Raw genomic sequence first — 10,380 nt, 5'->3', positions numbered from 1 at the left:
GGGCCGGGCGGTGCCGGCGGGGTGGATGCGCTCGCGCACGTGCGCGGCGGAAGTGGCGAGGGTCTGGAGGTCGGCGTCCGTCTGCACGGCGTCTGTCTGTCGGGCCACGTCGAGCAGCCCGTGCGCCAGGTCCTGACGCCCCCGCGCCCCCAGCCCCTCGGCGACCGCGGCGACGGTGGAGTGGGAGGGCAGGCCCGCGAGCGGCGCGAGCTGCTGCGTGAGGCCCCGGGAGATGAGCCCCGCGGCGAAGGCGTGGTGCCGGCCCTCGCGGTACAGGCGGCTCATGGCGAAGAGGGCGTCCGTGGCGCCCACGCGCACGGACTCAGGAGGCGGACGCGGCCGGCCGAAGCGCTTCAGGGCGCCCGCCCACAGCGCGACGCCGAGCAGCAGCTGCGCCACCGCGAAGTGCAGGCCGTAGCGGCGCGCGAAGTCCACGATGGAGCGCTCGTTGGTGAAGCCGTGGTGGAACTCGTCGAAGGCGTAGGGGCCGGGGCCCAGGGCGCCCAGGGCGCTCAGCCAGAACTGGGCGTTGTCCGCCCGCGCGAGCGCCCGGTTCATCGCCAGCTCCGGCGCGCCCACCACCAGCACGTGGCCCTGTCCCACCGGAATCACCGCCGCCACCGCGAAGCCCAGGCGTTCATCCTCCAGCACCGTGACGGCGTTCTCCGGAAGCCGCAGGTAGGCCTGCACCTTCGTCTCCACGCGCTCGACGCCCAGCGTGTACGGCGTGGGCAGCGGCGCCACCAGCGTGCGCATGGGCAGCGAGGTGTCCGCCTTGTCCAGCTTCACCCCCAGCTCGTCCAGCAGCGGGTTCTCCCGCGAGCCCCAGGGCACGTACACGAGCGAGTGCCCCGCGCGCACGTGCGACAGCACCCGCTCCACCTCGGCTTCGTCCAGCTGTTGGGCCCGCAGCACGTTGAAGCCCTGGTGCGGCGCCTCCTCGTCGTCGACGCCCGCGTCCGGCTCCGAGGCGAGCCGCGTCTGATCCGGATCCTCCTCGTGCGAGTCCTCCAACTCGACGGCGAGCAGCACCAGCGTCTGCGGGCCGGACACGAGCCGCAGGTCCGCCATGTTCCGCGTCACCGGCAGGCCGCTCTCCTGCGCGAACAGGAACAGCGCGCGCGCACCGTCGGGCTCCGCACGGAAGGTGGACAGCGGATCCGCGAAGCCGCCACGCTGGGCGCCGCGCACGAGGAACGCACCCAGCACGCCGGCCAGCAGCAGGCCTCCCAGGACGAGCAGCGGAAAGCGGTCACGCACCGGCGGCCTCCTGCACGGGCGGCGCGGCGAGCAGCGGGGCGGTGATGGCGCGGAACTCCGCGTAGCCCTCGCGGCCCACGGGGAGGTTGCCGTACCAGACGAAGTCGAAGCGGCGCGTCAGCTCGCGGAAGGGGGCCTTCACCTCCGGCCGGCCCCGGAACGCGCGCAGGTAGTCCCAGTTGCTCAGCGTCTCGTCGTACAGGATGGCGCCGTCGCGGTGCAGGCGCGACAGGAGCGCGAGGTACAGGTTGCGCACCGCCTCGCGGTACTCGCCCTGGGCGGCCAGCGCGTCGGCCAGGTGCGCCCAGCCCTCGGGCGGACGCGACAGGGCATGGTCCGGGTTGCCCGCGAGCGCCGCGGCATCCACGGTGCTCACCTCCAGCGCCGGGCCTGTCCCGCCGGGCCGCCGCTTCAGGACGCCCACCACCACCACACCCAGCACCGCCAGCGTCAGTGCCACCAGGGCCACCACCAGGACATTGGCCGCCGCACCGCCGCTCACCGGCAGGGCCGTGTCCCTCTCGGGCGCGGGCCTTTCGCGGCGGAAGAGTTCCTCCAACCACTTACCCAGCTTGTCGATGAAGCGGCGCCACCAGCTCGGCTCCGGAGGGACCTCCTCCTGCTTCGGATCCGCGGGGTCCTTCTCTGGCCGCTCGTGGAACTCCGGCCGCGCGAGGATGGAGCGCGCCCGGTCCGTCGCCGCGCGGGCGTCCACGCGCGCCTGGGCCTCCGCCGTCGCCGTCACCTGCGCGAGCCCCGACTCCAGTGCCGCCGTCGCCGCCTCACAGTCCTCGTCGTCCAGGGCCAGCTGCTCCAGGTGGCGCACGAAGCGCTCCAGCTTCGCGCTCTCGGCCGCGCCCAGCGCGTCGAGGTCCTGGATGGTCTTTTCCTCCACCAGGTCGGGCACCTCGCAGTGCACCACCACAGTCACCAGCCGGTCGCGCACGGCCTCACGCTCCGCCGTCGCCGAAGCCTTCGTCGGAGCCGTCGCCGGAGCTTTGGGGGGAGCTGCATGGGCCGGGGTGGGGAACCCGAGGAGCACGCCCACGGCCACGAGCAGCGCGGCGGCGACGCCCTTCGAATCGGCCGAGCCGCCCGAGCCGCCCGAGCCGCGCTTCGTGCTCCGCTCCGGCAGCTGCTGCACGGCGGCCAGCAGGTCCAGCCCCTCCTGCCGCACGCGCCCGTCGATGAGCAGCAGCGTGGCCGTCGCCGCGCGCAGCGGCTCGAAGAGGGCGAACGTCGTCGCCACGAGGAACATCAGCCACGGCGGGTTGTCCAGCGACGCGAACCGCTCCGCGAACGTCAGGTCGATGCCCAGCAACTGCCGCGCGAGGTACAGCAGGAAGTTGAGCCCCACGTGCAGGTTGAAGAACACCAGCACCTGCACGGCCATCAACCACCGCACCCCCGTGGCCGTCCCGCGCGAGGGGCCCAGGAGCCGCGCGCACAGGCCGTACAGCCCCAGCGGGCTGCCCCGGCCCTGCATCGTGGCCGCGTAGCCCACGCCCTGCGCGGAGAGGATGAACAGCGCGATGCCCAGCGACAGCACCACCGTGAACACGTTGAAGAACGCCAGGTACGCCACCGCGATGAAGAGGCTGGGCAGCCGTCCCAGCGCCGCGCGCATCGACGGACGCACGGAGGGCTCCGCCTCCGGCCCCAGCAGCACCGCCTGCACGTAGTGGCACGCCGCGCCCTGGCCCACGCCGCGCAACAGCCACGCGAGCGTGAGGTACAGGGCGGGCAGGGTGGGGGAGCGCCCGTGGTCCACGGCGTCCACCAGGTGCAGCAGCGCGGCCACCACCGCGGCACCGCCGGGCAGGGTGAGCGCCCAAAGGCCGGCGTTGCGCGCGCACAGCCGCAGCGCCGCATCCATCAAGGCCACCGCCCCCCGGGGGCGAAGTTCGAGCGCGGAGACGGCCATCGCTTCAGCCCACCGCGTGGGCCGCGAGCACGACGCCGCCCCACAAGAGGGCAGCGCCCACCAGCGCCATCACCACGTGCGCCACGCTCCACTCCTGCCGGGGGGGCGGCCCCTCCAGCGTCTTGCGGCGCGTGTCGAGGCAGCTGGCGCAGCGGTTGATGCCCTCGAACTGCGTGGTGCACTCGCGGCAGATGACGCGGCGGCACTCCACGCAGACGCCCAGGCCCGCGCGGTCGGGGTGGTAATGGCAGCGGCCCGAGCCCTGAATCATGCGTTCACCTTACGTGAATCCAGAACCCGCCACACCACCCCGCGAGGGGCCTGCGCGCTACATCTCGTCGAAGAACTCGTCGTTGTAGGTGTACCGACCGAGCCGTTTGACGAGCGCCTCCATGGCCTCCACCGGCTTCACGGAGAAGAGCATCTGCCGCAGCTTCTTCACCTTCTCGTATTCGCGCAGGGTGAAGAGCTTCTCCTCCTTGCGCGTGCCGGACTGGGGGATGTTGATGGCCGGGAAGATGCGCTTCTCCGCGAGGAGGCGGTCCAGGGTGACCTCGGAGTTACCCGTGCCCTTGAACTCCTCGAAGATGACTTCATCCATGCGGCTGCCGGTGTCGATGAGCGCCGTGCCGATGATGGTCAGCGAGCCCGCCTCCTCCGTCGCGCGCGCGGCGCCGAAGATGCGCTTGGGGCGCTCCAGGGCGCGGCTGTCCACGCCGCCCGTCATCGTGCGGCCGGAGCTGTCGACCTCCTTGTTGTAGGCGCGCGCGAGGCGGGTGATGGAGTCCAGCAGGATGACCACGTCCTTGCCCGTCTCCACCAGCCGGCGCGCACGCTCCAGCGCGAGCTCCGCCACCTTGAGGTGGTCGCCCGTGGGCCGGTCGGAGCTGGAGGCGAGCACTTCCGCCTTGATGCTCCGGCGCATGTCCGTCACTTCCTCGGGCCGCTCGTCGATGAGCAGCACCATGACGTGACACTCGGGGTGGTTGTTGATCACCGCCTGCGCGATGCGCTGGAGCATGATCGTCTTGCCCGTCTTCGGCGGGGCGACGATGAGCGCGCGCTGGCCCTTGCCGATGGGCGCGATGAGGTCCAACACCCGCGTGACCATCTCCTTGTGGCCATTCTCCAGCTTCAGCCGCTCGGTGGGGTCCACGGAGGTGAGGTCCGCGAAGTGCGGCAGCTTGGGCGCGCTGTCCAGCGGGCGCCCGTCCACCAGGTCCACCTTCTGCACCACGCCCTTGTGGCCGCGCATCTGCGCGAACGCGTTCAGGTACTGACCCTGACGCAGGCGCAGCTTCTGCACCAGGTTCTTGGGCAGCTCCGGGTCGTCCGGCGAGGCCAGCAGGTTGCGCTTCACCTGGCGCAGGAAGGCGTTGGGGCCCTTGGCCTCCATGTCCAGCACGCCCTCCACCGGCGCCAGGTTCTGCTGCGGCGCGGCCTGGGCATGGCCTCCCCCGCGCTGCTGCCGGGGGTGCTCGTGCTGCTGCTGCTGCCGGCCCTCCTGCTGCGGGCGGCCCTCCTGCTGGGGACGGCCCTCCTGCTGCTGCGGCGCCTGAGCGGCGGCGGCCGCCGGGGGCTGCTGTTGCTGCTGCTGGGCCTGGCGCTGGCGGTACTGCTCCAGCTCCTGCGGCGTCAGGAACACCTGCACCTGCTGGCCGTCCGGGCCCGGCTGCATGCGGTAGGCCTGACCCTCCGGGGTGAAGTGCACCTGCGCGCCACGGCGGCGGCGGCGACGGCGGCGGCGGCGGCCACCCTGGCCGGCGGGGCTTCCGGGCGCGCCGCCCTGCTGGGCACCCCCTGCGGAAGAATCACCCTCGTCGGGCCCCTCGTCGCCTTCGTCGTCACCCCCATCGTCGTCCGCCTCGGGAGGCGGAGCGGGTCGGGCGGCCACGGGCGGCGGCGGCGGGTTGCGGGTCTCGGGGTTGTCGGAATTCTCGCTCATGGGGCTCCACGCCATGACGACCCTGGAGTGCGGCGGCCACAAAAGGGGCGCCGGGGACGTCAGGAGGCAGGTTTTGGGACAGGAAGCCGGACGCGGGGCCTGCGAGAAGGCCGAAACCGCCGGTTCCTGAAACCCCCCGACGGCCCTAGCGCCGGCCGGGAGGCACTCACCACCCTAACAGAGCGCCCGGATTCGGCGCCCGGATTTTCGCCGCCCGTGCGCGTGGCGTGTTCTCCGGGCGACCCCTGAGCCCCTTCAGCGGATGCGCACGCTGAAGGGGAGCATGGCCTTCAGACCGGGGCGCAGCAGCTCGGGCGACCCCAGGCCCACCTCCCGGGCAAGCAGGGACAGGGCCTCCGGGGGACGCTCCGACATGGCCGGCAGCAGGAGGCCCGCCAGCGCGTGCACGCCGGGCTCCCCGCCCAGGCCGGAGAGGAAGCCGCGGGCGCCGCCCATCACCTCCAGCTCCAGGTCCTCGGTGGGGGACACCTTCGCGCGCTTCCGGGCCGCGAGCGTCGCCTCGTGCAGGCCGCCCAGCCCGTCCACCAGCCCGCGCGCCAGCGCGTCCTGCCCGCTCCACACGCGGCCCCGGGCGACGGCGTCCACCTTCGCCTTGTCCATCTTCCGGTTGAGCGCGACCTCGGTGATGAACGTGTCGTAGGAGTCGTCCACCCACGCCTGCACCGCGGCCTGCTGCTCCGGCGTCCACGGCTGCCACCACTCCAGGATGTCCGCCAGCTCCCCGCGCTTGAGCGTCTGCTGGTTCAGCCCCAGCTTCGCGCCCAGGCCTTCCAGCGCGGGCTTCAGGTAGTAGACGCCGATGCTGCCCGTGAGCGTGGTGGGCTCCGCCAGCACCTCGTCCGCGCCCACCGCCGCGTAGTAGCCGCCGGACGCCGCCGCGTCGCCCATGGAGGCGATGACGGGCTTGTGCTTCTTCGCCTCCAGCACCGCGCGGTACATCAGGTCCGACGCCAGCACGTCGCCGCCGCCCGAGTCCACGCGCAGGATGATGGCCACCACGGACGGGTCCGCCTGCGCCTGCGCGAGCGCGCGCACCACCGTCTCCGCGCCGGCGAGCCTTGAGAACCCCAGCGGATCCTCGCGGCTGCGGCCCCCGGTGATGTCACCCAGGATGGGCACCACCGCGATGCGGCGGCGCAGGCCCCAGCGGTCCTCGCGCTCGTCGCGCGGCGCATACGTGGGGGAGAAGCGCATGCCGGGGAACCACTCCGCGACGCGCGCGTCCAGGTCCGTCGCGGACACCACGCCGTCCAGCAGGCCCGCCTTCTGCGCGAGCCGCGAGGACAGGATGCCGCCCGTCCACGCTGCGCGCAGCTTCTCCGGCGACAGCTTGCGTCCGGCCTCCACGGCCTTCTCGTAGTGCGCCACCTGGCCGTCCAGGTACGCGTTCAGCGTCTCCTCCTCCGCCGGGCTCATGTCGGAGCGGGTGAGCTGATCCGTCGCCGTCTTGTATTCGCCCACGCGCGCCACGTCCCAGTGGATGCCCAGCTTCTCCATGGTGCCGCCGAGCGACGTCACGCTGACCGTCAGCCCGTTGATGGGCAGCGACGCCTCCGTCAGCGCGTACACGCCGTCCGCCGCCGACGCCACGAGGTACGAGCGGTCATCCCCCGACAGCATCACCACCACGACCTTCTTGCCCGCCTGCCGCAGCCGCAGGATGGACTGGCGCAGCTCCTCCGCCCCGCCCCAGCCCACGCCGGGCAGGCCCTCCATCTTCAGCACCACGCCCTGGAGCCGCTCGTCGCGCGCGGCCAGGTCCAGGAACTTCAAGAGCCGCAGGTAGGGGTCCGACTCGCTCACGCCCAGCACCGACAGCACCGGGCTCACGCCGCCCGACAGCATGTCGTCCAGGTCCAGCAGCGTCACCACCCCGTGGGAGCCGTTCACGGAGCGGTAGCGCTCCGAGGACAGGCGCAGCGCCAGCACGTGGTCCAGGCCGTTGCCCGCGCCACCCGCCGCGTACGTCAGGCCCGCGTGGCCCAGGTCCACCGTGGCGGAGAACTGGAGCGCCAGCGGGATGCCGCTGACGAAGCCGTGGGACAGCCCGCCGCCCAGCCGCAGGCCGCGCACCACCTCCGCCTGGACCGTGTACGTGGCCAGCCCCTCGCGAAAGCCCCCTTCGGCGAAGAGCCAGTCCACGCCCAGCGTGTAGCGCTCGTCCAGCGGGCGCAGGCCCACGCCGAAGTTGTAGCGGCGCGGCAGCTTGATGCCGTCGCTCTCCGGGGCGTTCAGCTCCTTCGCCACCGCGGCCAGGGAGAGGAAGCGGGCGGGGCGCGCGGTGAGGCCCACGTCCCAACTGGTGAGTCCGCCAATGGCGCGGTCATCGGAGCTGAAGTCGTGCAGCGCCGCGCCCAGTTGCAGCGTGCGGGGCCCCAGCGACAGGCCGAAGGACGTCTTGCGGTAGTCGGGCGCGTTCTCGCCGCGGATCCACTCCAGCGAGAAGCCCGCGCCCAGCCCCAGCAGGCGCGCGCCGAGGAAGACGGCGTCGCCCACGGCGTCCGATTCCAGGTTGCGCTCGTGCAGGTAGAAGAGCTGCCCCGCGTCCAGGAAGCCCAGGCCGGCGGGGTTGAGCGACAGCGCGGGCGCTTCGTCCACGAGCGCCGCGTTGGTGGGCGGCAGCGTGATGCCCCGGGGCGGGGTGGGCGCGCGGACGACGGCGCCCGTCTGCGCGAGCGCGAACGTCGGGAGGAGGGTCAACAGCGGCAGGAGGCGCATGCGGCCCGGGACTCTAGGGGCAGTCCGTCCCGGGACAAGCGCCGTCCGCTACCAATCCTCGGTTCCCGACATCGAATCCAAGGGGTCGTCCGTGGAGCGTTTCTTCTCGGACTGTCGCTGCTGGCCGCCGCGGTCCTCCGCGCTCCAGTCCTCCGCGCCGCTGCGGCCTTCCAGCGGATCCTTGGCCCGGATGACCTTCTCGCCCTCGGTGTTGATGAGCTGGTTGACCACCCGCTCCATCTCCAGCTTGAGCTGTCCGTACTCGTCGCCCTGGAGCACGAGCCGCCGCGAGCCCAGGCGCTTGCCGCTCTTCACGTCGTAGAGCCCCACGGCCAGCTCCGTGCCCTTCTCCGGGATGACACGCACGGTGCCCAGCAGCGTCCGGTCCAACCCCAGCGACTTGCCCAGCGCCACGACGGCGTTGGCCGGCTTGTCGCTGGGACGCGACACGTCGCCCACCACCTTGTCGAGCTGCACGTCGTAGGCCTTGTACGTCGCCGTCGGGACGAGCGCCGCGCTGACCTCCGTGTCGTCCGGCGTCACCTCCGCGATCTGTCCGAACTGGCGGAAGCCGGGGCGCTCCATGCGCACCAGGTGCTTGCCCACCGGCAGCGCGGGGAGCGTCACGGGCGTGTAGCCCACCGCCTCGCCGTCCACGAAGACGCGCGCGCCGGCGGGCCGCGACTTGAAGGTGGCGGTGCCGCGCAGCTGCGACGTGCGGCTTGTCGCCACCTGCACCCGCAGACCGATGAAGTCCCGGCTGAAGCGCTTGGGGTTCAATTCGAAGGTGGGGTTGAGTGCCATCAGGTCGATGAGCAGCAGCTTCGCCTCCTCCACGTCCCCCCGCAGCTGGAGGATGGCGCCGTGCAGCGCGAGCGCGTCGCACAGCGGGAAGCACGAGGGCATGGCCGCGACCGAGCCCTGCACTTCCTTGAGGGTGGCGCGCACCTTGCGCTCCGCGTCCTCGTACTCGCGCGCCTCGAAGGCCTTCACGCTCTCCTCGAAGCCCTTCTTCGCGCGCTGGAACGACGCCTGGGCCGCCGCGTCGTCCGGCAGACCGAAGAGGTCCTTCGGCTTGCGCACGGAGTAGTTGGCGAAGTTGCCGAGCGCGTCGTTCATGTAGTTCTCCATCTGCACCCCCGAGGACTCGGACGACGGGTCCATGGGGATGAGCAGCGCGGAGATACGGCCCGGAGGGGGCGAGGACGACAGCGCCAGGGCGGGCAGCAACACGAGCGCGAGCGAGAGGGCTTTCATGGGGAGTCCTGGACGCTTGACGCAGGCACTAGAAGGAAATTCCACCGGGCAACCCGTTCACGGGGTTGAAGCCGGGCGCGCGGTCCGACGTGGCCACGTACACCACGCCCGCCGTCACCGCCGCCACGCCCGCCGCCGCGGCCCAGAACCAGGGCTTGCGCAGCACGGAGTCACCCGAGGACGCCACCGCGTTCCTGCCCGGCGTGGTGCCCTGGGGCAGGGCGGAGCCGGTGAGGAAGGTGTGCACCTGCTCCGCGGCGTCGTTCGCGCTGCCCTTGCCGTCGCGCTCGCCGAAGTCCACCTCCACGCCGCGCAGCCGGTTCTTCGTGCGCAGGTCCCACGCCTGCACCTCGCCGTGCAGGCGGCCCTTCTTGTCCTGGAACGCCGCCGCCACCACCACGTAGCGCGCGTTGAGCCGCTCGCCGATGGCGCCCACTTCCGGGGGCACGCCGTCGGCGTCGAACGCCTGCTCCGTGCCGGCCTTCGCGGCCGCGTCACGCAGCGCGGACAGGCCGGGCGCGGAGGACAGCTTCGCCTTCACCTCGGTGGGCGCGGACGGCTTCACCTCCGCGTACGTCACGGACGGGGCGTAGCCCGGCAGCACCACCTGCACGGGGTAGCGGCCCGGCGGCAGCTTGACGGACGACAGCGGCGTCGCGCCCACGTCGCGGCCGCGCACCAGCACGCGCGCGCCCTGCGGCTGGGACGTCACCACCAGCGAGCCCTGGGGCTGCGCGGCCAGCTCCTTCTGCGCCTCCGCGAACACCCGCTGCACGTCCTGGCCGAACTGGCCCGCGTCCGGCCGCAGGGACGGCTCCGCCACCATCGCGTTCGTGAAGGCGACCTTCGCGCCCGCCACGTCGCCGTTGAGCAGCTGCGAGGCGCCCTGGAAGAGGTAGGCCTCGCCCAGCTTCTCCGGACGCAGGTCGCCCGGGCGCTGCACGTACGCGTCCGCGGCCGCCTTGAACTTCACCGCCGCGGTGTCGGGATCCAGGTTGTCGTACGCGGAGCGGCCCTCGTCGAAGAGCGCGTCCCCCTTGGGGATGCCCTGGGGCTCCGGCGCCGGGAACGCGGTCGCCAGGTCCACGAACTCCACATCACCCGCCGCGCCCAGCTTCCGCGACAGCGTGTCCTCCAGCTTCGCTGCCTGGTCCGAGGCGGCCGACTGGCGGGCCACGCCGAACAGCGCCACCGCCTGGGACGGCGCCGCGCGCACGACGGGCGCTGCGACGGGCGTCGGGGCAGGGGTGACGGG

At 72.6% G+C, this 10,380-nt stretch carries 7 protein-coding genes; all 7 read right to left on the bottom strand.

Annotation, left to right across the window (positions count from 1 at the left end):
* On the bottom strand, window positions 1–1,260 hold a 1,260-nt coding region (locus D7X12_RS34305), incomplete at its 3' end, for a DUF4350 domain-containing protein (RefSeq protein WP_120629427.1).
* Window positions 1,253–3,184, bottom strand: a complete 1,932-nt coding sequence (locus tag D7X12_RS34300) for a DUF4129 domain-containing protein (RefSeq protein ID WP_120629426.1) — start codon at window positions 3,182–3,184, stop codon at window positions 1,253–1,255. The genes D7X12_RS34300 and D7X12_RS34305, both read right to left, overlap by 8 nt.
* 4 nt (window positions 3,185–3,188) lie before the next feature.
* Window positions 3,189–3,455 (bottom strand): hypothetical protein, encoded by a 267-nt coding sequence (locus D7X12_RS34295; RefSeq protein ID WP_120629425.1) that lies wholly within the window; start codon window positions 3,453–3,455, stop codon window positions 3,189–3,191.
* A 57-nt stretch (window positions 3,456–3,512) separates the two neighbouring features.
* Window positions 3,513–5,129: a transcription termination factor Rho gene (gene rho, locus D7X12_RS34290; protein ID WP_208719462.1), complete on the bottom strand. Its 1,617-nt coding sequence runs from the start codon at window positions 5,127–5,129 to the stop codon at window positions 3,513–3,515.
* 255 nt (window positions 5,130–5,384) lie between these two features.
* Window positions 5,385–7,868 carry a signal peptide peptidase SppA gene (gene sppA, locus D7X12_RS34280; protein ID WP_120629424.1) on the bottom strand — a complete coding sequence of 828 codons (2,484 nt, stop codon included), beginning with the start codon at window positions 7,866–7,868 and terminating at the stop codon, window positions 5,385–5,387.
* Between the two features lie 48 nt (window positions 7,869–7,916).
* The gene (locus D7X12_RS34275) at window positions 7,917–9,125 is read right to left on the bottom strand and encodes a PEGA domain-containing protein (RefSeq protein WP_120629423.1); all 1,209 of its coding nucleotides are present in this window, start codon (window positions 9,123–9,125) and stop codon (window positions 7,917–7,919) included.
* 28 nt (window positions 9,126–9,153) lie between these two features.
* Window positions 9,154–10,380: PEGA domain-containing protein (locus tag D7X12_RS34270; RefSeq protein WP_147443885.1), on the bottom strand; the 1,227-nt coding region annotated here is incomplete at its 5' end.

Source organism: Corallococcus sicarius (assembly GCF_003611735.1).
GTDB lineage: Bacteria > Myxococcota > Myxococcia > Myxococcales > Myxococcaceae > Corallococcus > Corallococcus sicarius.
This window is presented reverse-complemented; position numbering and strand designations above follow the sequence as displayed.